A 23,450-nucleotide genomic window follows, 5' to 3' on the forward strand; every position below is an offset into this window, starting at 1 on the left:
AGTGGGGAACGACCACTCAACGTATAGTCTGTCCATGCTTCCCGACAATCGAGAGGGCAGGAGATCCCGCCCCTGTCGTTCTAATTAGTTAAGCGCTTTATCGTTTGGTGATTTGAACAGTGCTTTCATGTCGTCAGACAGTTCAAAGTTCATGTTGAGGTTCTTTGGTGGAATCGGGTTCTTGAACCATTTGTCGAACCATTTTTCCGCGTCGCCGGATGTCTGTGCCTGCGCGATGGTGTCATCAATCAGCTTTTTGAAGTCAGCATCGTCTTTACGCAGCATACAACCGTAGGCTTCTTTCGACTGCGCGGTGCCCACGATTTCCCAGTTGTCTGGTTTCTTCGCTTTCGCCCGTTCGCCCGCCAGCAGGGCGTCATCCATCATAAACGCGACGGCACGACCGCTTTCCAGGGTACGGAAGGAGTCGCCATGGTCTTTCGCGCTGATGATGCGCATATCCATTTTCTTCTCGTCGTTCAGCTTGTGCAGCAGCACTTCGGAAGTCGTACCGGAGGTCACAACGACCGCTTTGCCTTTCAGGTCAGCAAAATCTTTGATTGCGCCGCCTTTCTTGGTCAACAGACGGGTACCCACGACAAAGATGGTGTCGGAGAAGGCGGCCTGTTTCTGACGCTCAAGGTTGTTGGTGGTGGAGCCACACTCGAAATCAAAGGTGCCGTTTTGCAGCAGTGGAATACGGTTTTGTGAAGTGATTGGGATCAGCTTCACCTGCAGGTCAGGTTTGTTCAGCTTTTTCTTCACAGCTTCAACGATGGCGTTGGAGTAATCCTGTGAATAGCCTACGACTTTTTGCGTGTTGTCGTAGTAAGAGAACGGGACAGAAGATTCACGGTGGCCGACCACGATGACGCCGTTTTTGGCAATCTTGTCCAGAGTGCTGCCTGCTGCCGGAGCATCTTCAGCGTGAACGACGCCAGCAGACATTCCCATAACCAGCATTGCTGTGGCCAGTTTACGTAATTGCATACCCAACTCCTTTCTTATCAGCGCCAGTGACGCATTGATACCCATTGTGATGTTGTTATATCTCGCGCTATGCGAGTGCAGTGTTATGCAAGCTTGTTAACATTTAGTCTGGCTTAATGTAAAGATTTTGCTGCGTTATTGTTTATTTTTGCGAAGCGCGCCGCACCATTCAGAGGCAATAATCTTTCGTTGCACCGTTTCGGTGCTGCCGATGATCGACGCTGGTGCGACAAGGTTGCACGTTAAGCCAAACTGCGTTTGCGCGAATAAACAAAGCAATAGGCGTGCCAGAATGGGAGTTTGGAGGGTATTGTCGGGGGGCCGCTACGCCTTACCCGACCTACGGGAGCAAAAATGTAGGCCGGGTAAGCGTCAGCGCCACCCGGCAACAGAAGGTAAAATTATTTACGACGCTGACGCAGACTCATCAGCACCGCGGCAAAGCCGAACAGCGTGGTCAAAATCCACAGCGGCCAGTTGCCGGTACGCGCGTACGGCGTCAGCCCCGTGGTAGGCGTGACTGTAGTGGTCAGCACCTCGCGGGTGAACTGCGGGATCATCGCCTGAATGTCACCCTGCGGACCAATCACAGCGGTGATGCCGTTGTTGGTGCTGCGCAGCAGCGGACGCGCCAGCTCCAGGGAGCGCATGCGCGCCATCTGGAAGTGCTGCCACGGGCCGATTGACTTACCAAACCACGCATCGTTGGAGATGGTCAGCAGATAGTCAGTATCCGGGCGGAAGTTATCGCGCACCTGTTCCCCGAGAATGATTTCGTAGCAGATGGCCGCCGTCAGGGCGAGACCGTGCGCGTGCAGCTGAGGCTGAACGTACGGACCGCGGCTGAAAGAGGACATCGGCAGGTCAAAGAACGGGGCCAGCGGGCGCAGAATCGACTCCAGCGGGACAAATTCACCAAACGGTACCAGGTGATTCTTATTATACCGGTCGGTGGAGTTGTAGCTGTATTCGCTGTCTTTGCCGAGCGTAATGATGGTGTTGTAGGTGTCGTAGCGGTTTTGCTGATTCAGGCGTGCATCAACGATGCCGGTAATCAGTGTGCTGCCGCGCGCCACAAGCAGATCGTTCATCATGTTGAGGAACGGCTGCTGGTTAATTTCCAGATCGGGAATGGCGGACTCCGGCCAGATAATCAGCTGCGATTTACCCATCACCTCTTCGGTGGCGTTGGCGTAGATCTTCAGCGTATTCAGCAGCTCTTTCTCATCCCACTTCATGGACTGTGGGATATTCCCCTGCACCATGGAGACCTGCATGGCGCGCTCGGGTTCAGGCGTGAACCACTGGATATAACGCAGCGGGAAGGGCAGGACGAAAAGCACCAGCGCCACAGCCAGCGGTTTCCAGCAGCGCGTGACCAGCGCCAGCACCAGCAGGCCGCTGACCACCATCAACAGGAAGTTAATGGCTTCAACGCCCATCACCGGTGCCAGCCCTTTCAGCGGGCCGTCAATCTGGCTGTAGCCGAACTGCAGCCACGGGAAGCCGGTAAGCACCCAGCCGCGCAGGAACTCGGTAATTTGCCAGACAACCGGTGCGGCAATCGCGACGCGCAGCCAGGTGGTTTTAGGCCACAGACGCGAGAGGATCCCTGCGAACAGTCCGGTATAGAGCGAGAGATAGGCGGCGAGCAGCACAACGAGGAAGATGTTAACCGGCCCCGGCATGCCGCCAAACTGCGCGATGCTGACGTAGACCCAGTTGATGCCTGAGCCAAACAGCCCCAGCCCCCAGAAGTAACCGATGGCGGCAGCCTGTACCGGACGCCGATTCAGGGTTAAACCCTGAAGCCCCATCAGGGAGAGAAGGGCCGCGGGCCAGATGTCATAAGGAGAAAAAGCCAGCGTACCGCTGGCTCCGAGCAACAGCGCCAGCAGCAAACGGACGCGCTGGCGTTCAAGTAATGGGGCAAATGCCATTTACATTAATCTTCCAGTTTTGGCACCGGTGAGTCGTCCGGCGTTCTGACGTGAACCTGAATAATACGTCGGCTGTCGGCCATGGCGACTTTGAATTGGTAACCGTCGATGTCAACGGTCTCTCCGCGCGCCGGAAGATGACCAAAGGCCTGCATCACCAGTCCGCCTATGGTATCGACCTCTTCATCGCTGAAGTGAGTGCCGAAGGCGTCGTTGAAGTCTTCAATCGAGGCCAGCGCACGCACGGTCCATGTGTGGCGGCTAAGCTGACGGAAGTCGATATCTTCTTCTTCGTCATACTCGTCTTCGATTTCGCCTACGATCAGCTCAAGAATATCTTCGATCGTGACCAGACCTGAGACGCCGCCGAATTCATCAATAACAATCGCCATGTGGTAACGCTGAGAGCGAAACTCTTTCAGCATCCGATCCACACGTTTACTTTCCGGCACAACCACGGCCTGGCGTAACACTTTTTCCATGCTGAAGGCTTCGGCATCGCTGCGCATAAACGGCAGCAGATCTTTGGCCATCAAAATCCCTTCGATGTGATCTTTGTCTTCGCTGATGACCGGGAAACGCGAGTGGGCGGATTCGATGATCACATCGAGGCACTCGTCCAGCGTCTGGTTACGTTTCAGGGTGATCATCTGCGAGCGGGGGATCATGATATCGCGGACGCGCTGGTCGGCGATGTCCATGACCCCTTCGAGCATTTCGCGCGTATCTTCGTCGATAAGGTCGTTCTGCCCGGAATCACGAATCAGCTCCAGCAGTTCATCACGGTTTTTCGGTTCGCCGTGGAAAAGCTGGTTCAGAATGAGGGAGAAAAATCCCTTTTTACTGTTTGTCGTGTCGCTACTGTGTGAATTGTCGTCGCTCATGGCGTTTGTTAAGGGTTCTCTTGTGAGTTCAATGTTTACCGCCGCGCGATGTCCTTACGCGGCGGCATGTTAGTCAGGCGTTAGACCGACTATTCTTTCTCGGCAATGTACGGATCCTCATAGCCCAGAGCAAGCATTATCTCTGTCTCGAGGGACTCCATCTCTTCCGCTTCGTCATCTTCAATGTGATCGTAGCCCAGCAGGTGCAGGCTGCCGTGTACCACCATATGCGCCCAGTGGGCGTCGAGCGGCTTTTGCTGCTCTTTGGCTTCCTGTTCAACCACCTGACGGCAGATGATCAGATCGCCAAGCAGCGGCATCTCGATGCCCGGTGGCGCTTCGAACGGGAAAGAGAGCACGTTGGTCGGCTTATCTTTCCCGCGGTAGGTCAGGTTAAGCTCATGGCTTTCTGCTTCATCCACCAGGCGAATCGTGACTTCTGATTCTTCCTGAAACTGGGGGATAACCGCATCCAGCCATTTCTGAAACTGTGCCTCATCTGGCATGCCGGAATTGTCTTCACAGGCCAGCTGTAAATCGAGGATCACCTGACTCATTTCTGTTCTTGCTCCTGCGCTTCGCGCTTACGTTCCGCGGCCTGTTCGGCCCTGCGTTTTTGATCTGCCTCTTCCCAGGCTTCATAGGCGTTAACGATACGTGCGACCACCGGGTGGCGAACGACGTCTTCACTGTGGAAGAAGTTGAAGCTGATTTCATCGACCTCGGCCAGGACTTCAATGGCGTGGCGCAGGCCAGATTTGGTGCTGCGCGGCAGGTCGATCTGGGTGACATCACCGGTGATAACCGCTTTCGAGTTAAAGCCAATACGCGTCAGGAACATCTTCATCTGTTCGATGGTGGTGTTCTGGCTCTCATCGAGAATGATGAACGCGTCGTTAAGCGTACGGCCACGCATGTAGGCCAGCGGCGCAACTTCAATCACGTTACGCTCAATCAGCTTTTCAACTTTCTCAAAGCCTAACATCTCGAACAGCGCGTCATAAAGCGGACGCAGGTAAGGGTCCACTTTCTGACTTAAATCGCCCGGCAGAAAGCCCAGTTTTTCACCCGCTTCAACGGCAGGGCGGGTCAGCAGAATACGACGGATATCCTGACGCTCCAGCGCATCCACCGCAGCGGCAACGGCGAGATAGGTTTTACCCGTACCTGCCGGGCCCACGCCAAAGGTGATGTCGTGGTCGAGGATATTGGCGATATACTGCGCCTGGTTCGGCGTACGTGGCTTAATGACGCCGCGTTTAGTCTTGATGTTGATCGCCTTGCCGTAATCCGGCACGCTTTCCGCGCTTTGCTCAAGCACGCGTGCCTCTTTAATGGCGAGGTGAATTTGTTCCGGTTCGATGTCCTGAATCTCGCCACGCATTGGGGCGGTATCGACATACAGGCTGCGCAGAATATCCGCAGCCGCGTTGACGCAGATAGGGCGTCCGGTGAGTTTGAAATGGTTATCGCGACGATTGATTTCGATACCCAGACGTCGTTCCAGTTGTTTGATGTTGTCATCAAACGGCCCGCACAGGCTCAGCAGGCGAGCGTTGTCTGCGGGCTCAAGGCTAATTTCACGCGTGTCTATATTCAAACCGTTCCTCTTTGAGTGTTTTGTAGGCCTGGCGACATAAAACTGTCATTACCGAAAGTATTCACGCCTTAGATTAAAGGCGCAAGCATTGCTATGCATATTGGGACGACGAGAGGAAATACAAGGCCTGCCGGAAAGGCAGGCCAGAAGGATTACGGCTGGTAAATGCCCACGCCTGAATCGTTGACTTTGCGAGTGCGAGAGATAACGGATTCCGGAGATTCAGCAATTCGCAGGCCCATTTCGTCTTCGGTGCGTACCAGCTTCGCGCGCAGCGAGTTGGTCAGCACGTCGACAATCTCGACGTCCACGAATTTACCGATCATGTCCGGGGTGCCTTCAAAGTTCACCACGCGGTTGTTTTCGGTACGACCGGACAGTTCCATAATGCTCTTGCGCGAGGTGCCTTCCACCAGAATGCGCTGAACGGTGCCGAGCATACGGCGGCTCCACGCGTTGGCCTGCTGGTTAATACGCTCCTGCAGAATATACAGACGCTGCTTTTTCTCTTCTTCCGGCACATCGTCAACCATATCGGCCGCAGGTGTTCCAGGACGCGCAGAGAAGATGAAGCTGTAGCTGACGTCAAAATTCACTTCACCAATGAGCTTCATGGTGCGCTCGAAGTCATCGGTGGTTTCGCCAGGGAAGCCAACGATAAAGTCGGAGCTGATCTGGATATCCGGACGCGCGGCAAGCAGCTTACGAATGGTGGATTTATACTCCAGCACCGTATGTGGACGGCCCATCAGGTTCAGCACGCGGTCAGAGCCACACTGAATCGGCAGGTGCAGGAAGCTCACCAACTCTGGCGTATCGCGATACACGTCAATAATGTCGTCGGTAAATTCCATCGGGTGGCTGGTGGTAAAGCGAATGCGGTCAATGCCGTCAATCGCAGCCACCAGGCGCAGCAGTTCAGCAAAGCTGCCGGTGGTGCCGTCGTAGTTCTCACCGCGCCAGGCGTTAACGTTCTGGCCCAGCAGGTTCACTTCGCGAACGCCCTGTGCAGCAAGCTGCGCGATTTCAAACAGAATGTCATCCGCCGGGCGGCTGACCTCTTCACCGCGGGTGTAAGGCACCACGCAGTAAGTACAATATTTGTTGCAGCCTTCCATGATGGAGACGAAAGCAGTCGGGCCATCAGCGCGCGGCTCTGGCAGACGGTCAAATTTTTCGATCTCCGGGAAGCTGACGTCAACGACCGGGCTGCGATTGCCGCGCACCTTATTGATCATCTCTGGCAGGCGGTGCAAGGTCTGTGGGCCAAAGACAATATCCACATACGGCGCTCTCTGGCGGATCAGCTTACCTTCCTGCGATGCGACGCAGCCGCCCACGCCAATGATCAGGTCCGGATTTTTACGCTTGAGAAGCTTCCAGCGGCCTAATACGTGAAAGACTTTCTCCTGCGCTTTTTCACGAATCGAACAGGTGTTCAGCAGCAGCACGTCCGCTTCTTTCACGTTTTCTGTCAGCTGGTATCCGTGGGTTGAATCCAGCAGATCGGCCATCTTGGATGAATCGTATTCGTTCATCTGACAGCCCCAGGTTTTTATATGGAGTTTTTTAGTCATCGACTTGCTCAGCTCAGGATTGCAAGCCGCGTATTGTAATGCTTTGGTGGGGTTGTGACCAGTATGAAGGTTATGGGCCTCAAGACCACAAAAATCCGGTAAACTTAAGGGATTCTCCAATAAGGAAAATTGACCATGACACTCCTACACACCGAAGTTGCCGTTGTCGGCGGCGGTATGGTCGGCGGCGCGCTGGCGCTGGGGCTGGCGCAACAGGGATTTGAAGTAACGGTAATTGAACAGTCTGCTCCGCCAGCCTTCGATCCCGCCAGCAAACCGGATGTGCGCATTTCCGCGATCAGCGCGGCGTCTGTCGATCTGCTGCGCGGGCTGGGCGTCTGGGAGGCGGTGCTGGCGATGCGCGCGCATCCTTACAGCCGTCTCGAAACCTGGGAGTGGGAAAATGCCCACGTCGCGTTTGATGCCGCCGAGCTGAAGCTGCCGCGTCTGGGCTATATGGTAGAGAACAACGTGCTCCAGCTCGCGCTCTGGCAGGCGCTGGAGGCGCACCCGAACGTCACGCTGCGTGTTCCTGACTCCCTCAAGGCGTTGCATCATCAACCGGGGGGATATGTGCTGACGCTGGATAACGGCGATGAGCTGACCGTGAAGCTGGTGGTGGGGGCGGATGGTGCCAATTCGCAGGTCAGACAGATGGCGGGCATTGGCGTTCATGCCTGGCAGTATCAGCAATCCTGCATGCTGATCACCGTTCAGTGTGAAAATGCGCCCGGTGAGAGCACCTGGCAGCACTTTACCCCGAACGGCCCGCACGCCTTTTTACCGCTGTTTGATAACTGGGCCTCGCTGGTGTGGTACGACAAACCGGCGCGCATTCGCCAGCTGCAGGGGCTGAGTATGGAACAGCTGCAGCGTGAGATTCTGCTGCACTTCCCGAGCCGCTTAGGTCACGTCACGCCGGTTGCGGCTGGCGCATTCCCGCTCACGCGCCGTCACGCTTTACAGTATGCCCGTGAAGGGCTGGCGCTGGTGGGCGATGCGGCGCACACCATTCACCCGCTGGCCGGGCAGGGGGTGAATCTGGGATATCGTGATGTCGACGCGTTACTGGACGTGTTAGGTAATGCGCGCACTCATGCTGAAGCCTGGGCCAGCCATCAGATTCTGAAACGCTACCAGACGCGACGTATGGCGGATAACTTCATCATGCAGTCGGGGATGGATCTGTTCTACGCCGGGTTCAGTAACGACCTGGGGCCGGTGCGCATTTTGCGTAACATTGGGTTGATGGCGGCAGAGCGAGCCGGTGGTTTGAAGCGCCAGGCGCTGAAATACGCTCTCGGACTCTAATCCTTTTTCCCTCTCGCCGTGGGAGAGGGAAAAAGGCCACACAATTCTGTACAAAAACAAAAAAGCCCGCAGAGCGGGCTTTTTTGTTACTTAAGTGGCTGGGGTGCAGGGATTCGAACCCCGGAATGCTGGTATCAGAAACCAGAGCCTTACCGCTTGGCGACACCCCAATTGCGTTAAACAGACTGCTTAACGACTTTTTTAAATTGGCTGGGGTACGAGGATTCGAACCTCGGAATGCTGGTATCAGAAACCAGAGCCTTACCGCTTGGCGATACCCCAACAATTTTTTCTAGTCTATCGAATAACTCGACAGATTACTAATTTGGTGGCTACGACGGGATTCGAACCTGTGACCCCATCATTATGAGTGATGTGCTCTAACCAACTGAGCTACGTAGCCAGTACTGCAATCTTCGATGGCTGGGGTACCTGGATTCGAACCAGGGAATGCCGGTATCAAAAACCGGTGCCTTACCGCTTGGCGATACCCCAATACCGCGGAGAACCGCAAAATCGAAGAAATATGGCTGGGGTACCTGGATTCGAACCAGGGAATGCCGGTATCAAAAACCGGTGCCTTACCGCTTGGCGATACCCCATCCGTGCAACGCTATCCTGGGAATGGTGCGGGAGGCGAGACTTGAACTCGCACACCTTGCGGCGCCAGAACCTAAATCTGGTGCGTCTACCAATTTCGCCACTCCCGCAAAAAAGATGGTGGCTACGACGGGATTCGAACCTGTGACCCCATCATTATGAGTGATGTGCTCTAACCAACTGAGCTACGTAGCCATCTTTTTTCGCGTTACCTTATCGGCGTTGCGGGGCGCATTATGCGTATAGACCCTTGCAGCGTCAACACCTTTTTCAACGAAAATAGCCGGAATGTGACTGTTTGGTTAGGTTGCGAACAGCGTGGCCGAATATTCGGCAATTATTGGTTATTAATCGGTTTTAGCAGGTGAAAAGTGGGGAAAAAAATCAGGCCCCGGAGGGCCTGACGTCTTCATATTGATTATTTGTAGGCAGACTGGTGAACGCCGACCGCACGTCCTGACGGATCGTTCATGGATTTGAACGATTCATCCCATTCAATCGCTTTGGCAGACGAGCAGGCAACGGAAGGACCACCCGGTACACATTCGGCAGCACTCGGTACCGGGAACAACTCTTCGAAAATTTCACGGTACAGATACGCCTCTTTCGAGCCCGGCGTGTTGTACGGGAAGCGGAAGCTTGCGGTTTCCAGCTGTTGGTCAGAAACCTGTTTCGCCGCCACCTCTTTCAGGGTGTCGATCCAGCTATAACCTACGCCATCAGAGAACTGCTCTTTCTGACGCCACGCCACGCTCGCCGGCAGGTAGGATTCAAAACATTCGCGCAGGATATGTTTTTCCATCTTACCGTTGCCGCACATTTTGTCCTGCGGGTTGATGCGCATCGCCACGTCGAGGAATTTCTTATCGAGGAACGGCACGCGCGCTTCCACGCCCCAGGCGGACATCGCTTTGTTGGCGCGCGCGCAGTCAAACATATGCAGCGCCTGTAGCTTACGCACGGTCTCTTCGTGCAGCTCTTTGGCGTTCGGCGCTTTGTGGAAGTACAGGTAGCCGCCAAACACTTCGTCAGAACCTTCACCGGAGAGCACCATTTTGATGCCCATCGCTTTGATCTTACGCGACATCAGGTACATCGGCGTTGAGGCGCGGATGGTGGTCACGTCATAGGTTTCAATGTGATAGATCACATCGCGGATCGCATCCAGACCTTCCTGCACGGTGAAGTGAATTTCATGGTGCACGGTGCCGAGGTGGTTCGCGACTTCCTGCGCGGCTTTCAGGTCAGGAGCCCCTTCCAGGCCTACAGCGAAGGAGTGCAGCTGCGGCCACCAGGCCTCAGAGCGCTCCTGATCTTCCACGCGACGGGCTGCGAATTTTTTGGTGATCGCGGAGATCACGGAGGAGTCCAGGCCGCCGGAGAGCAGTACGCCGTAAGGCACGTCTGACATCAGGTGGCTTTTTACGGAATCTTCCAGCGCCTGACGCAGCTCGGCTTTGTCAGTCACGTTGTCTTTTACCGCGTCGTAGTCGAACCAGTCGCGCTGGTAGTACTGGCGGATCTCACCGTCTTTGCTCCACAGGTAGCTGCCTGCCGGGAACTCTTTAATGGTGCGGCACACCGGGACCAGGGCCTTCATTTCAGACGCAACGTAGAAGTTGCCGTGCTCATCGTGGCCCATGTACAGCGGGATAATACCGATGTGGTCGCGGCCAATCAGATAAGCGTCTTTTTCACTGTCGTACAGCGCGAAGGCAAACATGCCCTGCAGGTCGTCCAGGAACTCCGGGCCTTTTTCCTGATACAGCGCCAGGATCACTTCACAGTCGGAACCGGTCTGGAACGCGTAGCGATCGCCGTATTCGGCGCGCAGCGCCTGATGGTTGTAGATTTCACCATTTACCGCCAGCGCGTGCGTTTTTTTCTCGTTATACAGCGGCTGTGCACCGGCGTTGACGTCAACAATGGACAGACGTTCGTGAGCCAGAATCGCTTTATCGCTGGCGTAGACGCCTGACCAGTCCGGGCCGCGATGGCGCATCAGGCGGGACAGTTCGAGTGCTTTCTTACGCAGTTCGCCTGCGTCAGTTTTAATATCCAGTACGCCAAAAATTGAACACATAACCTTCTCCGTTAACCCTGTTGCTTTGTAATGTTGCTTGCTTATGAAAATGCCGCAAAGGGTGAGGGCGCGCAAGCGTTTTACCGGGGAAAACGCAAATAGCGCAATGGTGATTGCAGAATGTTGAAAAAAGCGTACGCCTGACGCGCTTTTATTGATGATTATTCAATGGATGACGTTTTTTATTAGATGGCGATTTGGTTTTGCGAGCCAGAAATGAAAAACCACGCCCTGAGGCGTGGTTCGGTATCAGATAATGTCGATTTCATCGACGGAGGGGTAAATCCAGCTTGGCCGGAACGGCATCGCGTCAATGTCATCAAGTTGAGAGACGCCAGAAAGCACCAGGATGGTCTCAAGACCTGCCTGAAAACCGGCCAGAATATCGGTGCGCAGGTTATCGCCGACAATCACGGTTTCTTCGGAGTGGGCCTGCATCTTGTTCAGCGCGGCACGAATGATCCACGGGCTCGGTTTACCGACCACAAACGGCTGACGACCGGAGATTTTCTCAATACCGGCGCACAGCGCGCCGCAGGCCGGATAAAAACCACGGCCGTGCGTATCCGGGTTGGTGGCGATAAAGCGCGCGCCGCTGGCGACAAAATACGCAGCTTTATGCATCATCTCCCAGTTAAAGGAGCGCGTTTCGCCGACAATCACAAAGTCCGGGTTCACATCGGTAATGGTAAAGCCTGCTTTATACAGCTCGTGGATCAGCGCGCCTTCACCGACGACATAGGCCTTTTTTCCTTCCTGACGCTTCAGAAAATCAGCGGTTGCCATCGCGGAGGTATAAAACACGCTGTCCGGCACGTTGACGCCCGCCGTGGCAAAGCGGTTTGCCAGATCCTGACCGGTTTGGGAAGGGTAGTTCGTGAGAAGAACCAGAGGCATTCCTTTGTCGATGATGCGGTGAAGAAACTCCGCAGCACCCGGCACGGCAACGTTGTCGTGCATCAGCACGCCGTCGATATCACAAATTACATTCTTAATGGTCATGGACAATCCGGCATCAAAAAAGAAGGCGTTACTATAAGTCCCGATCAACTTTCCAGCAAATGCTGGAGCAGGATCCCGTTGAGCATGGCGCGTTTTACCAGGGCAAACGCACCAATTGCGGAGCGGTGATCCAATGTAGATCGCACTACCGGTAAATTCTGACGAAACGCTTTCAGCGCCTGGGTATTGATGCAACCTTCAATGGCGGGCAGTAAGACTTTTTCGGCTTCGACGATTTCCCCGGCAATCACGACTTTTTGCGGGTTAAACAGGTTGATAGCAATGGCGATGGTTTTGCCAAGATGGCGTCCAACCTGCTCGATCACTTCGCAGGCCAGCGCATCGCCTTTATTAGCGGCTTTGCAGATGGCACCGATCTTACAGTCGTTCAGCGTTACACGGCTTTGATAGCCCTGTTCCAGCAGATGGCGAACGCGGTGCTCGATGGCGGCGTTGGCGGCAACCGTTTCAAGGCAGCCGAAGTTGCCGCAGTGGCAGCGCTCGCCGAGCGGTTCAACCTGAATGTGACCAATCTCGCCGACGTTGCCGTTGCGACCGATGAAAATGCGGCCATTCGAGATAATGCCCGCACCCGTCCCCCGGTGTACGCGCACCAGAATAGAGTCTTCGCAGTCCTGGCTTGCACCAAAGTAGTGCTCAGCCAGCGCCAGCGAGCGAATATCATGTCCCACAAAGCAGGTGACTTTAAAGCGCTTTTCCAGCGCGTCGACCAGCCCCCAGTTCTCGACCTGGATATGCGGCATGTAACGAATCACGCCGCTTTCCGGGTCGACAAGACCGGGCAGGATCACTGAGATAGCGATAAGCTCGCGGATCTTACGCTGACAGCTCTCAATAAAGTGCGCGATAGTGTTCAGCAGCGCGTGTTCCAGCGTCTCCTGGGTGCGCTCCGGAAGCGGATAGTGCTCTTCAGCGATGGCTTTACTGCTCAGATCGTAAAGCGTAAGGGTGGTGTCGTGACGCCCAAGACGCACGCCAATCGCCTGGAAATTGCGGGTTTCGGTAATGATGGAGATGGCGCGGCGGCCCCCGGTGGAGGCCTGCTGATCGACTTCTTTGATCAGACCGCGCTCAATAAGCTGACGCGTAATTTTTGTTACGCTGGCGGGAGCAAGCTGGCTTTGTTCGGCTATCTGAATTCGAGAGATTGGCCCGTGTGAGTCAATCAGGCGATAAACTGCCGCGCTGTTAAGTTGTTTAACGAGATCGACATTACCGATTTGAGCTTGTCCGCCTGGTGTCATACTTTTACTTACTCAGTGACGACCTCGTTACCATTAACGATGGTCTTAATAATTTTATAATCGTGTGTGAACGCCGTCAGGTTTGCAACCATACCCGGTGCAATTCCGCCAAGCTGTTTATCCACGCCCATTGCGCGAGCCGGATAAAGCGTCGCCATACGCAGCACTTCATCAAGCGCAATGCCGCAATGCTCAACCAGGTTACGTACCCCTTCAATCATGGTCAGGGCAGAACCGCTCAGCGTGCCGTTTTCGTCCACACAGAGTCCATTGCGGTAGTATATTGTTTTACCAGCAAAAATGAACTGCTCAATATTTGCCCCTGCTGGCGCTGTGGCATCTGTTACCAGACACAGCTTGTCGCCTTTCAGGCGTTTTGCGTTGCGAATGTTGGTGAAATCGACGTGCAAGCCGTCTGCGATAATGCCGCAGTAAACGTCTGGCTCATCCAGAATTGCGCCAACCAGCCCCGGCTCGCGACCGGTAATATACGGCATTGCGTTGTACAGATGCGTCGCAAAAGTAATACCTGCGCGGAAACCGGCTTTCGCTTCTTTCTGCGTGGCGTTTGAGTGACCCGCTGACACCACGATCCCGGCGGCAGCCAGTTTGCTGATAACGTCAGTACCGGTCATTTCAGGTGCCAGCGTCACTTTGGTGATCACATCGGCGTTAGCACACATGTAGTCGACCAGCTCAGCGTCCGGTTTGCGGACGTAGTCAGGGTTATGCGTACCTTTCTTCACCATGTTCAGCCACGGTCCTTCAAGGTGCAGACCCAGCGCCTGATTAGGGTGTTTGGCCAGGTATTCACGCATCACGCGGATACCCTGCTTCATGAGGTCATCACTGCTGGTGATGAGCGTTGGCAAATAGCTGGTGCAGCCCGATTTCTCATTGGCTTTCTGCATGATCTCCAGCGTTTCGACCGTCACGGCATCCGCGGAGTCATTGAACTGCACACCGCCGCAGCCGTTAAGCTGTACGTCGATGAAACCGGGGGAGATTACTGCTCCATTGAGTGAGCGCTGTTCAATCTCCGGCGGCAGTTCTGCCAGCGGACAAACACGTTCAATCAGGCCATTCGCGATAACAATCGCGTGGTCATCCAGAATTTCATGGCCGGTATAAATCCGACCGTGGGTTAAAGCGTACATAACGACCCCCGGTTTAAAAAAAGCGACCGCCTCTGCATACAGAGGCGGTTATTCAATTACAGACCTTTGATGTTCTCTGCTTCTAACTCGTTGAAGTATTTCAGCGTTTTCACTTTCAGCTCCATCGTGGACGGTTCGTCACACACGACGACGGCTTTAGGATGCAGCTGCAGGCAGCTGATGGTCCACATGTGGTTAACGTTGCCTTCAACGGCAGCCTGGAGTGCCTGCGCTTTCACGCCGCCCAGCACCAGGATCATCACTTCTTCGGCATCCAGCAGGGTGCCTACGCCAACGGTCAGGGCGTATTTTGGAACCTGGTTCACGTCACCGTCAAAGAAACGGGAGTTTGCCACGCGGGTGTCATGGGTCAGCGTTTTAATACGGGTACGGGAAGCCAGAGAAGACGCTGGTTCGTTGAACGCGATATGACCATCGTTGCCCACGCCACCCATGAACAGGTGGATTTTACCGTAAGAACGGATTTTTTCTTCGTACTGACGGCATTCTGCGTCAATATCAGGCGCGTTTCCATTCAGCAGGTTAATATTTTCAGCAGGGATATCAACGTGATCAAAGAAATTACGGTGCATGAAGCTATGGTAGCTTTCCGGATGTTCCTTTGGAAGGCCAACATATTCGTCCATGTTGAAGGTCACAACATGCTTAAAGCTAACCTGGCCCGCTTTGTGCATTTCAACCAGGGCTTTATACGCTGTCAGCGGGGTACCGCCGGTTGGAAGGCCAAGAACGAAAGGACGATCGGCGGTAGGTTTGAACGCATTAATGCGGTTAACGATATGACGCGCAGCCCATTTACCGACTTGTTCAGCTGTTGCCAGGGGGATCAGTCTCATTGTTCACCTCTAAAGTTTAATTAAAAAAGTGGGCGGATGATTAGTGCAACCTGATACTCAAGCGTAACCTGGAACCTTTCAGGCCGGATCAATCCGTCTTGATTTTTTGAATGATAAAATAAGTTTTCGCTGTTAGCCAGTGGAAGGGAGGAGTGATTACGATATTTGGTGACAAAAATCACAAAAAACGGGTGTTTAATTTGCGATACGAATTAATTTTTCACACACTCACACTGCCAGTGAATCATCAACGGTATCTATCGTTCGTGACACAATAAAAACATAGTTTATGCACGAGCCTTAATAAGGGGTCTCGTAGGGGGAATAGGATGAATATTTTAGGTTTTTTCCAGCGCCTCGGTAGGGCTTTGCAGCTCCCTATCGCCGTGCTACCGGTTGCAGCGCTGCTGCTGCGATTCGGGCAACCCGATCTTCTTAATGTGCCGTTTATTGCTCAGGCAGGCGGTGCAATTTTTGACAACCTGGCGCTGATTTTCGCCATCGGTGTGGCATCAAGCTGGTCCAAAGACAGTGCTGGTGCAGCGGCACTGGCTGGGGCAGTGGGTTACTTCATCCTGACGAAAGCAATGGTCACCATTAACCCTGAAATTAACATGGGTGTGCTGGCGGGTATCATTACCGGTCTGGTCGGTGGCGCGGTCTATAACCGCTGGGCGAATATTAAGCTGCCAGACTTCCTGAGCTTCTTCGGTGGCAAACGTTTTGTGCCGATTGCGACGGGCTTTTTCTGTCTGGTTCTGGCCGCCATCTTTGGTTACGTTTGGCCACCGGTGCAGCATGCGATCCATGCGGGCGGCGAGTGGATCGTTTCAGCGGGTGCAATGGGTGCAGGCATCTTCGGCTTCATTAACCGTCTGCTGATCCCAACCGGTTTGCATCAGGTACTGAACACCATCGCCTGGTTCCAGATTGGTGAATTCACCAACGCGGCAGGTGCGGTATTCCACGGCGACATCAACCGCTTCTATGCGGGTGACGGCACCGCGGGTATGTTCATGTCTGGCTTCTTCCCAATCATGATGTTTGGTCTGCCGGGCGCTGCGCTGGCAATGTACCTGGCTGCGCCAAAAGCGCGTCGCCCAATGGTTGGCGGTATGCTGCTGTCCGTTGCGATTACCGCGTTCCTGACTGGCGTAACCGAACCGCTGGAATTCCTGTTCATGTTCCTGGCTCCGCTGCTGTATCTGATGCACGCGGTGCTTACCGGTATCAGCCTGTTTGTGGCGACTCTGCTGGGCATCCATGCTGGCTTCTCCTTCTCCGCAGGCGCAATCGACTATGTGTTGATGTACAACCTGCCAGCGGCAAGCAGTAACGTCTGGATGCTGATGGTGATGGGCCTGATCTTCTTCGTTGTCTACTTCCTTCTGTTCACTGCGGTTATCCGCATGTTTAACCTGAAAACGCCAGGTCGTGAAGATACCAGCGACGAAGTGGTGACCAGCGAAGCCAACAGCAATACCGAAGAGGGTCTGACTCAGCTGGCGACCAGCTATATCGCTGCCGTCGGAGGGACTGACAACCTGAAAGCCATTGATGCCTGTATTACCCGTCTGCGTCTGACGGTAGGTGACTCGGCGCGCGTAAGCGATGCAATGTGTAAACGCCTTGGCGCATCGGGCGTCGTTAAACTGAACAAGCAAACTATCCAGGTTATCGTGGGCGCCAAAGCGGAATCCATCGGTGACGAAATGAAGAAAGTGGTTGCCCGTGGCCCGGTAGCGGCGGCCTCAGCCGACAGCGCGACTGCATCGACGGCAGCCCCGGTAGTGAAGCCGCAGGCCGTGCCTAACGCCGTGACGGTGGCAGCGCTGGTGTCCCCGGTTACGGGTGACGTGGTTGCCATTGAGCAGGTACCTGACGAAGCGTTCGCCAGCAAAGCGGTCGGTGACGGCGTGGCCGTGAAGCCAACGGACAAAACCGTTGTGTCTCCTGCTGCCGGTACCATCGTGAAAATCTTCAACACCAACCACGCGTTCTGCCTCGAAACGGAAAAAGGCGCGGAGATCGTTGTCCATATGGGTATCGATACCGTTGCGCTGAACGGCCAGGGCTTTACTCGCCTGGTGGAAGAGGGTGCAGAAGTAGTGGCAGGCCAGCCGATTCTGGAAATGGATCTGGACTTCCTGAACGCCAACGCGCGCTCGATGATCAGCCCGGTCGTATGCAGCAATATCGACGACTTCAGCGGTCTGGTTATCCAGGCGAAAGGTCAGGTGATTGCGGGCCAAACGCCACTGTATGAGATTAAAGGCAAGTAATCGCTCCTGAGTAGAGTCATGCCTTAAGCGGCGGGGGATATCCTCCGCCGCTTTTTTTTGCAGCAAACGCCCCCATTATTTTCATCTGATACGTATTTTCCGTAACTAAGGGTTGTCACTACGTCCGGCTTATAAGATCATATGCCGTTATACGTTGTTTACGCTTTGAGGAATCCACGATGAGTGAGGCAGAAGCCCGCCCGAGTAACTTTATTCGTCAGATCATCGATGAAGATCTGGCCAGTGGTAAGCACACCACAATTCATACCCGCTTCCCGCCGGAGCCGAACGGCTACCTGCATATTGGGCATGCAAAATCTATCTGCCTGAACTTTGGTATTGCGCAAGATTATCAGGGCCAGTGCAACCTGCGTTTCGATGACACCAACCCAGTAAAAGAAGACATCGAATACGTTGAGTCCATCAAGAACGACGTGCAATGGCTGGGCTTCAGCTGGTCTGGCGATATCTGCTACTCCTCTGATTATTTCGATCAGCTGTACGCCTACGCTGTAGAGCTTATCAACAAAGGTCTGGCGTATGTGGATGAACTCTCTGCTGACGAAATCCGTGAATACCGCGGCTCGCTGACCGCACCGGGCAAAAACAGCCCATACCGCGATCGCAGCGTAGAAGAGAACCTGGCACTGTTTGAAAAAATGCGTGCCGGTGGCTTCGAAGAAGGCAAAGCGTGTCTGCGTGCCAAAATCGACATGGCCTCTCCGTTCATCGTGATGCGCGATCCGGTGTTGTACCGCATTAAGTTTGCGGAACACCACCAGACCGGTAACAAGTGGTGCATCTACCCGATGTACGACTTCACCCACTGCATCAGCGATGCGCTGGAAGGTATTACGCACTCTCTGTGTACGCTGGAGTTCCAGGACAACCGCCGTCTGTACGACTGGGTGCTGGATAACATCACCATTCCTGTGCATCCGCGTCAGTACGAGTTCTCTCGTCTGAACCTGGAATACACCGTGATGTCCAAGCGTAAGCTGAACCTGCTGGTCACCGACAAGCACGTTGAAGGCTGGGATGACCCGCGTATGCCGACCATCTCCGGTCTGCGTCGTCGTGGCTACACCTCTGCGTCAATTCGCGAGTTCTGCAAACGTATCGGTGTCACCAAACAGGACAACACCATTGAAATCGCTTCTCTGGAATCCTGCATCCGTGAAGACCTGAACGAAAACGCCCCGCGCGCGATGGCGGTGATCGACCCGGTTAAACTGGTTATCGAAAACTACCCGCAGGGCGAGAGCGAGCTGGTGTCTATGCCTAACCATCCGAGCAAGCCGGAGATGGGTACCCGCGACGTGCCGTTCAGCGGCGAAATCTGGATCGATCGTGCTGACTTCCGCGAAGAAGCGAACAAGCAGTACAAGCGTCTGGTGCTGGGCAAAGAAGTCCGTCTGCGTAATGCATACGTGATTAAAGCTGAGCGCGTTGAGAAAGATGCAGAAGGTAACATCACCACCATTTTCTGTTCTTACGATGCAGAAACGCTGAGTAAAGATCCTGCTGATGGCCGTAAGGTGAAAGGCGTTATTCACTGGGTGAGCGCTTCCCACGCGCTGCCGGTTGAGATCCGTCTGTATGACCGTCTGTTCAGCGTGCCTAACCCAGGCGCGGCTGACGATTTCCTGGCGACCATTAACCCGGAATCACTCGTTATCAGGCAGGGTTACGCTGAGCCGTCCCTGAAAGCGGCTGAAGCGGGTAAAGCGTTCCAGTTCGAGCGTGAAGGTTACTTCTGCCTGGACAGTCGTTACAGCACCGCAGAAAAACCGGTATTTAACCGTACCGTCGGCCTGCGTGACACCTGGGCTAAGATCGGCGAATAATATTGCTGCTCTGGTCAAGGAGAAACAAACGCCGCTTATTGCGGCGTTTTTTTTATTTAATGATCATGGTATTAAGCCAGGGCTTAAAGACAAGCCGCTAAAATATCAGGTCAATGAGGTGCTACTTATTTTTCTAAAAAAAGTTTGTATTTTTACGAAATACAAAAAGGATGAAAAATAAACAGCAAATACCTGCGCTACCTGCTGAAATTTCTGATATTTCCCCGCCAATCCTCGTTCTCCTGTAAATGTTACAAAGCACTACGAATTATGTGCACTTCGTCATAATCCTGACTTTTGCCCACGGAAAAGCATTGATAATTCGCGTCGCGAAAAATAACCTAAAGGCGGTAGTTAATTCGAGGGTATTTCTAACTACCCCTGACCTTTTGGTCTTTTATATTTTCGCCGTTGAGGCGTTTTAATTCGTCAAAGAGGAATAATCTATGCGTACGTTCAGTGGCAAACGTAGTGCGCTGGCGCTGGCTATCGCCGGTGTGACAGCAATGTCGAGCCTGGCGATCACCCCAGAAGCTAAGGCAGAAGGTTTCATCGATGATTCTACCCTCACGGGCGGTATTTATTACTGGCAGCGTGAGCGTGACCGTAAAGACGTCACTGAAGACAAATACAAAACCAACCTTTCGCACTCCACCTGGAACGCCAACCTGGACTTCCAGTCAGGCTATGCCGCAGATATGTTCGGTCTGGATATTGCTGCCTTCACCGCCATTGAAATGGCTGAAAACGGCGACAGCGGACACCCGAATGAAATCGCCTTCTCCTCCAGTAACAAAGCGTATAAAGAAGACTGGTCTGGCGATAAAAGCGGTGTCAGCCTGTACAAGGCAGCAGCGAAATTCAAATACGGCCCGGTGTGGGCGCGTGGGGGCTATATTCAGCCAACCGGTCAAACGCTGTTAGCGCCGCACTGGAGTTTTATGCCGGGTACCTACCAGGGCGCGGAAGCCGGGGCTAACTTTGACTACGGCGATGCGGGCGCGTTGAGCTTCTCCTATATGTGGACCAACGAGTACAAAGCACCGTGGCACATTGAGATGGACAAGTTCTACCAGAACGATAAGAAAACCAAAGTCGATTACCTCCACTCGCTGGGCGCAAAATACGACTTTAAAAACGACCTGGTCCTGGAAGCTGCATTTGGTCAGGCGGAAGGGTATATCGATCAGTATTTTGCTAAAGCCAGCTACAAATTTGATGTTGTGGGCAGCCCGCTGAGCACCAGCTACCAGTTCTACGGCACGCGTGATAAAGCCAGCAATGGTACCGTTAACGATATCTATGACGGCACTGCATGGCTGCAGGCACTGACCTTCGGCTACAAAGTGGGCCAGGTCGATTTACGTCTGGAAGGAACATGGGTGAAGGCAGAAGGGCAGCAGGGCTATTTCCTGCAGCGTATGACGCCAACCTACGCGTCCTCTAACGGTCGTCTCGATATCTGGTGGGATAACCGCTCTGACTTCAACGCCGACGGCGAAAAAGCGGTGTTCTTCGGCGCAATGTATGACCTGAAAAACTGGAACCTGCCTGGCTGGGCGGTGGGTGCATCTTACGCTTACGCCTGGGACGCAAAACCTGCGGATATGGCGACACCGGACGCGTACTACGATCCAAACTATCGTCTGAAAGAGTCTTCTTACAGCCTGGATGCGATCTACACCCTGCAGGATGGCCGCGCGAAAGGCACGATGTTCAAACTGCACTTCACGCAGTATGACAACCACTCCGATATCCCAAGCTACGCGGGCGGTTACGGCAACATCTTCCAGGATGAACGTGACGTGAAATTCATGGTTATCGCGCCATTCACTATCTTCTGATGAACACACCGGCGGGCAACGTCCCGCCGGTATGGAGACTGCACATGATGAAAAAAATCGTAATCGTCGCGTTGCTGGCATCAGGGCTGGTGGCGTGTGCTCAGACAGCGGCACCAAAAGAAGATTCCCGCCTGAAGGAGGCCTATAGCGCTTGTATCAATACAGCGGAAGGGTCGCCGGAGAAAATCGAAGCCTGTCAGAGCGTGCTGAACGTGCTGAAGAAGGAGAAAGCGCATGAGCAGTTTGCGACGCAGGAAAACGTCCGCGTGATGGATTACCAGGCCTGCATTCAGGCGCGTAAAACCGGTAACGATCAGGAAGTGGCGAAGCGTTGCGATAAGATCTGGAGCGATATTCGCAGTAACAATAAATAAGTTGCTTTACGCCCGGTGGCGCTGCGCTTACCGGGCTTTTTTTTGTCCAAAAACAGGCAAAAAAAAAGCCAACCTTACGGCTGGCTCAGAGTATAAACACGATATTATTTCGCGTCGTGCGCGTGGTCGTCTTCACGGCAATCGCCTTCAGCACAGTGACCATACAGATACAGGCTGTGGTTGGTCAGGCGAATACCGTGACGAGCGGCGATTTCACGCTGGCGTGATTCGATGGAATCATCGCTGAATTCAATAACCTTGCCACAATCGAGGCAGATCAGGTGATCGTGATGGTGCTGCTGGGTCAGCTCGAAAACGGATTTGCCGCCTTCGAAGTTATGACGGGTAACAATGCCCGCGTCATCGAACTGGTTCAGCACACGATACACGGTTGCCAGCCCAATCTCTTCACCCATGTCGATAAGACGTTTGTAGAGGTCTTCCGCACTGACATGATGATTGTCTGGCCCCTGAAGCACTTCAAGGATTTTTAACCGAGGAAGCGTTACTTTCAGGCCAGCCTTCTTTAATGCGGTATTGTTGTCAGTCATGCGGAATCTGTCCTGTTGCTAAACGATTCACTTCTAAAGAAGAAGTGACAGAAAATGCACTTGGGATAATGCGTCTCATTATAGAACTGCCACGACTAAATGAAAACTGCAAGTCTCAAGCAAAGTATGCTTATAAAAACGTGGTATCACCAACAAACTTGTTCGATGGCATCCACTTTTTACCAGGGGGATATTGTACAGGTCTGAACGAAAAAGTTAAAAGTTTGTAGCAATTAATTTAATCGGTCTTACCTGGTAAGCGGGCGCAACCGGAGTTGCGCCACCGGGAAATCAGGCGTTAAGAATGTCGTCGAGGTTCAGTTCTTCGCGAACCTGCTTAACCCATTTCTCAACGCGTTCAGCGGTCAGTTCAGGCTGACGGTCTTCGTCAATGGCCAGGCCGACAAAGTGGTCGTCGTCTGCCAGGCCTTTAGAGGCTTCAAAGTGGTAACCCGCCGTTGGCCAGTGGCCGACAATCACCGCACCGTGTGGTTCAATGATGTCGCGGATGGTGCCCAGTGCGTCACAGAAGTATTCTGCGTAATCTTCCTGATCGCCACAACCGAACAGCGCGACCAGCTTACCGTTGAAGTCAACTTCTTCCAGGGTTGGGAAGAAATCGTCCCAGTCACACTGCGCTTCACCGTAGTACCAGGTCGGTATACCCAGCAGCAGGATGTCATAGCCTTCGAGATCTTCTTTGCTGCTCTTGGCGATGTCGTGCACATCGGCAACGTCTTTACCGAGCTGTTTTTGAATGTTTTTTGCGATATTTTCGGTATTGCCGGTATCACTGCCAAAGAAAATGCCGATGATTGCCATGAGTAAAATAACCTCTTGAAACTTAATGGTATGGTGGCGCAATTTGTCCACGGATAAGGGCAATAATAGCAGAACAGGCAACCCTGCGGAAACAGCTATCGCGCAGGACTGCACTCTGTGCTACATGAAAAGGGTCATAAAGGGGATTTTCAGACTTATGCCTTGCTGCGCAATGTCTCAAGTTGGGTGATTAACATCTCTTCAATCAGTTCGCTGCGGCTGATGTTACGCGCCTCGGCCAGCTCATTTAGTGCATCGACAGCATCGGCGTTCAGCTTCAGTTCGACACGCTTAAGCCCACGATTTTTATCGCGTTTAAGCTGGTTGCGTTTATTAATACGCAGCTGTTCATCGCGCGAGAGCGGATTCGTTTTCGGTCGTCCCGGTCGACGCTCATTCGCGAACAGATCTAGTGTCGTACGGTCCGTTTGTTCTTTGGCCATGATTCTGAGACTTCGGGGGAA

At 53.6% G+C, this 23,450-nt stretch carries 19 protein-coding genes and 7 tRNA genes; 5 read left to right on the forward strand and 21 right to left on the reverse strand.

Annotation, left to right across the window (positions count from 1 at the left end):
• Positions 1-84: 84 nt before the first annotated feature.
• From EXW94_RS16320 to miaB, 6 genes are all read right to left on the reverse strand, one after another.
• Positions 85-990 carry an amino acid ABC transporter substrate-binding protein gene (locus EXW94_RS16320; protein ID WP_010428610.1) on the reverse strand — a complete coding sequence of 302 codons (906 nt, stop codon included), beginning with the start codon at positions 988-990 and terminating at the stop codon, positions 85-87.
• 401 nt (positions 991-1,391) lie between these two features.
• Complete coding sequence (lnt, locus tag EXW94_RS16325) at positions 1,392-2,930, reverse strand: apolipoprotein N-acyltransferase (RefSeq protein WP_174340554.1); 1,539 nt, start codon at positions 2,928-2,930, stop codon at positions 1,392-1,394.
• Between the two features lie 5 nt (positions 2,931-2,935).
• Positions 2,936-3,814 carry a CNNM family magnesium/cobalt transport protein CorC gene (gene corC / locus EXW94_RS16330; protein WP_010428614.1) on the reverse strand — a complete coding sequence of 293 codons (879 nt, stop codon included), beginning with the start codon at positions 3,812-3,814 and terminating at the stop codon, positions 2,936-2,938.
• A gap of 89 nt (positions 3,815-3,903) precedes the next feature.
• Positions 3,904-4,371: an rRNA maturation RNase YbeY gene (ybeY, locus tag EXW94_RS16335; protein ID WP_010428616.1), complete on the reverse strand. Its 468-nt coding sequence runs from the start codon at positions 4,369-4,371 to the stop codon at positions 3,904-3,906.
• Positions 4,368-5,414, reverse strand: coding sequence for a PhoH family protein (locus tag EXW94_RS16340; protein ID WP_010428617.1), 1,047 nt, complete (start codon positions 5,412-5,414; stop codon positions 4,368-4,370). Before EXW94_RS16340 ends, ybeY begins: the two co-directional genes overlap by 4 nt.
• Positions 5,415-5,566: 152 nt before the next feature.
• Positions 5,567-6,991, reverse strand: coding sequence for a tRNA (N6-isopentenyl adenosine(37)-C2)-methylthiotransferase MiaB (miaB, locus tag EXW94_RS16345; protein WP_120159149.1), 1,425 nt, complete (start codon positions 6,989-6,991; stop codon positions 5,567-5,569).
• 135 nt (positions 6,992-7,126) lie between these two features.
• On the opposite strand from miaB, the gene ubiF reads away from it, so the two are divergent.
• Positions 7,127-8,302, forward strand: a complete 1,176-nt coding sequence (gene ubiF / locus EXW94_RS16350; RefSeq protein WP_174340555.1) for a 3-demethoxyubiquinol 3-hydroxylase — start codon at positions 7,127-7,129, stop codon at positions 8,300-8,302.
• Positions 8,303-8,397: 95 nt separating this feature from the next.
• Here the strand turns inward: ubiF and EXW94_RS16355 are convergent.
• The 12 genes from EXW94_RS16355 to nagB form a co-directional block, all read right to left on the reverse strand.
• Positions 8,398-8,472 (reverse strand) — tRNA-Gln (locus EXW94_RS16355).
• A 37-nt stretch (positions 8,473-8,509) separates the two neighbouring features.
• Positions 8,510-8,584: transfer RNA gene (locus EXW94_RS16360), tRNA-Gln, on the reverse strand.
• A 44-nt stretch (positions 8,585-8,628) separates the two neighbouring features.
• Positions 8,629-8,705 (reverse strand) — tRNA-Met (locus tag EXW94_RS16365).
• A gap of 17 nt (positions 8,706-8,722) precedes the next feature.
• Positions 8,723-8,797: transfer RNA gene (locus tag EXW94_RS16370), tRNA-Gln, on the reverse strand.
• 32 nt (positions 8,798-8,829) lie between these two features.
• A tRNA-Gln gene (locus EXW94_RS16375) sits at positions 8,830-8,904 on the reverse strand.
• 23 nt (positions 8,905-8,927) lie between these two features.
• Positions 8,928-9,012, reverse strand: a tRNA-Leu gene (locus EXW94_RS16380).
• 8 nt (positions 9,013-9,020) lie between these two features.
• A tRNA-Met gene (locus EXW94_RS16385) sits at positions 9,021-9,097 on the reverse strand.
• 223 nt (positions 9,098-9,320) lie between these two features.
• Complete coding sequence (asnB, locus tag EXW94_RS16390) at positions 9,321-10,985, reverse strand: asparagine synthase B (RefSeq protein WP_010428626.1); 1,665 nt, start codon at positions 10,983-10,985, stop codon at positions 9,321-9,323.
• A 249-nt stretch (positions 10,986-11,234) separates the two neighbouring features.
• Positions 11,235-11,987 carry a ribonucleotide monophosphatase NagD gene (gene nagD, locus EXW94_RS16395; RefSeq protein ID WP_010428628.1) on the reverse strand — a complete coding sequence of 251 codons (753 nt, stop codon included), beginning with the start codon at positions 11,985-11,987 and terminating at the stop codon, positions 11,235-11,237.
• A gap of 44 nt (positions 11,988-12,031) precedes the next feature.
• Positions 12,032-13,252: an N-acetylglucosamine repressor gene (locus EXW94_RS16400; RefSeq protein ID WP_010428629.1), complete on the reverse strand. Its 1,221-nt coding sequence runs from the start codon at positions 13,250-13,252 to the stop codon at positions 12,032-12,034.
• Between the two features lie 8 nt (positions 13,253-13,260).
• Positions 13,261-14,409 (reverse strand): N-acetylglucosamine-6-phosphate deacetylase, encoded by a 1,149-nt coding sequence (gene nagA / locus EXW94_RS16405; RefSeq protein ID WP_089598895.1) that lies wholly within the window; start codon positions 14,407-14,409, stop codon positions 13,261-13,263.
• Between the two features lie 56 nt (positions 14,410-14,465).
• Positions 14,466-15,266, reverse strand: a complete 801-nt coding sequence (nagB, locus tag EXW94_RS16410) for a glucosamine-6-phosphate deaminase (protein WP_010428635.1) — start codon at positions 15,264-15,266, stop codon at positions 14,466-14,468.
• A 329-nt stretch (positions 15,267-15,595) separates the two neighbouring features.
• Between nagB and nagE the strand changes: the two genes are divergently transcribed.
• From nagE to chiQ, 4 genes are all read left to right on the forward strand, one after another.
• On the forward strand, positions 15,596-17,548 hold the full coding sequence (gene nagE, locus EXW94_RS16415) for a PTS N-acetyl glucosamine transporter subunit IIABC (RefSeq protein ID WP_108415858.1): 1,953 nt from the start codon (positions 15,596-15,598) through the stop codon (positions 17,546-17,548).
• A gap of 179 nt (positions 17,549-17,727) precedes the next feature.
• Positions 17,728-19,395: a glutamine--tRNA ligase gene (gene glnS / locus EXW94_RS16420; RefSeq protein WP_010428641.1), complete on the forward strand. Its 1,668-nt coding sequence runs from the start codon at positions 17,728-17,730 to the stop codon at positions 19,393-19,395.
• A 446-nt stretch (positions 19,396-19,841) separates the two neighbouring features.
• Positions 19,842-21,239, forward strand: coding sequence for a chitoporin (gene chiP / locus EXW94_RS16425; protein ID WP_120159152.1), 1,398 nt, complete (start codon positions 19,842-19,844; stop codon positions 21,237-21,239).
• Between the two features lie 47 nt (positions 21,240-21,286).
• Entirely contained in the window at positions 21,287-21,613 is a 327-nt protein-coding gene (gene chiQ, locus EXW94_RS16430; protein ID WP_120159167.1) for a ChiQ/YbfN family lipoprotein, read from the forward strand.
• 104 nt (positions 21,614-21,717) lie between these two features.
• Here chiQ and fur read toward each other — a convergent pair whose 3' ends face one another.
• The 3 genes from fur to ybfE form a co-directional block, all read right to left on the reverse strand.
• The gene (gene fur, locus EXW94_RS16435) at positions 21,718-22,164 is read right to left on the reverse strand and encodes a ferric iron uptake transcriptional regulator (protein WP_010428651.1); all 447 of its coding nucleotides are present in this window, start codon (positions 22,162-22,164) and stop codon (positions 21,718-21,720) included.
• A gap of 291 nt (positions 22,165-22,455) precedes the next feature.
• A complete protein-coding gene (gene fldA / locus EXW94_RS16445; RefSeq protein ID WP_089598899.1) occupies positions 22,456-22,986 on the reverse strand; it encodes a flavodoxin FldA in 531 nt (176 codons plus the stop codon).
• A 155-nt stretch (positions 22,987-23,141) separates the two neighbouring features.
• Positions 23,142-23,429 carry a LexA regulated protein gene (gene ybfE / locus EXW94_RS16450; protein WP_010428654.1) on the reverse strand — a complete coding sequence of 96 codons (288 nt, stop codon included), beginning with the start codon at positions 23,427-23,429 and terminating at the stop codon, positions 23,142-23,144.
• Positions 23,430-23,450 lie beyond the last annotated feature (21 nt).

It is taken from the genome of Enterobacter sp. JMULE2 (genome assembly GCF_013337145.1).
Classification (GTDB): domain Bacteria; phylum Pseudomonadota; class Gammaproteobacteria; order Enterobacterales; family Enterobacteriaceae; genus Enterobacter; species Enterobacter mori.

Coding starts and splice junctions, on each gene's coding strand:
- EXW94_RS16320 (WP_010428610.1), bottom strand. CDS start 990: ATGCAATTACGTAAACTGGCCACAGCAATGCTGGTTATGGGAATGTCT.
- lnt (WP_174340554.1), bottom strand. CDS start 2,930: ATGGCATTTGCCCCATTACTTGAACGCCAGCGCGTCCGTTTGCTGCTG.
- corC (WP_010428614.1), bottom strand. CDS start 3,814: ATGAGCGACGACAATTCACACAGTAGCGACACGACAAACAGTAAAAAG.
- ybeY (WP_010428616.1), bottom strand. CDS start 4,371: ATGAGTCAGGTGATCCTCGATTTACAGCTGGCCTGTGAAGACAATTCC.
- miaB (WP_120159149.1), bottom strand. CDS start 6,991: ATGACTAAAAAACTCCATATAAAAACCTGGGGCTGTCAGATGAACGAA.
- ubiF (WP_174340555.1), top strand. CDS start 7,127: ATGACACTCCTACACACCGAAGTTGCCGTTGTCGGCGGCGGTATGGTC.
- asnB (WP_010428626.1), bottom strand. CDS start 10,985: ATGTGTTCAATTTTTGGCGTACTGGATATTAAAACTGACGCAGGCGAA.
- nagD (WP_010428628.1), bottom strand. CDS start 11,987: ATGACCATTAAGAATGTAATTTGTGATATCGACGGCGTGCTGATGCAC.
- EXW94_RS16400 (WP_010428629.1), bottom strand. CDS start 13,252: ATGACACCAGGCGGACAAGCTCAAATCGGTAATGTCGATCTCGTTAAA.
- nagA (WP_089598895.1), bottom strand. CDS start 14,409: ATGTACGCTTTAACCCACGGTCGGATTTATACCGGCCATGAAATTCTG.
- nagB (WP_010428635.1), bottom strand. CDS start 15,266: ATGAGACTGATCCCCCTGGCAACAGCTGAACAAGTCGGTAAATGGGCT.
- nagE (WP_108415858.1), top strand. CDS start 15,596: ATGAATATTTTAGGTTTTTTCCAGCGCCTCGGTAGGGCTTTGCAGCTC.
- glnS (WP_010428641.1), top strand. CDS start 17,728: ATGAGTGAGGCAGAAGCCCGCCCGAGTAACTTTATTCGTCAGATCATC.
- chiP (WP_120159152.1), top strand. CDS start 19,842: ATGCGTACGTTCAGTGGCAAACGTAGTGCGCTGGCGCTGGCTATCGCC.
- chiQ (WP_120159167.1), top strand. CDS start 21,287: ATGAAAAAAATCGTAATCGTCGCGTTGCTGGCATCAGGGCTGGTGGCG.
- fur (WP_010428651.1), bottom strand. CDS start 22,164: ATGACTGACAACAATACCGCATTAAAGAAGGCTGGCCTGAAAGTAACG.
- fldA (WP_089598899.1), bottom strand. CDS start 22,986: ATGGCAATCATCGGCATTTTCTTTGGCAGTGATACCGGCAATACCGAA.
- ybfE (WP_010428654.1), bottom strand. CDS start 23,429: ATGGCCAAAGAACAAACGGACCGTACGACACTAGATCTGTTCGCGAAT.